The organism is Pseudomonas sp. UBA5706 (assembly GCF_002419965.1).
Classification (GTDB): domain Bacteria; phylum Pseudomonadota; class Gammaproteobacteria; order Pseudomonadales; family Pseudomonadaceae; genus Aquipseudomonas.
The window spans coordinates 19028-19352 of the sequence record NZ_DIHC01000048.1; positions in this window are offsets into that span (position 1 = coordinate 19028).

A 325-nucleotide genomic window follows, 5' to 3' on the forward strand; every position below is an offset into this window, starting at 1 on the left:
TCGACGATACGAATTTGGCTCGATAGCACGAATTTGCCTCGATGCGCACTGCTTCTGCCCGAAGGGTGTAGGAGCGAGCTTGCTCGCGATCTGGCGTGAAGCGCCAGTGAAACCAGCCCCCTCGGTTGTGTCAGACCGATCGCATTCTCAGGATGTGCTGCCGGTCCCCGGCAGATCGCGAGCAAGCTCGCTCCTACGGCCCGCGGCCAGAATCAAAGGCAATGGGAGAGTGCCACTTCGACAATACGAATTTAGCTCGATAGCACGAATTTGCCTCGATGCGCACTGCTTCTGCCCGAAGGGCGTGGGAGCGAGCTTGCTCGCG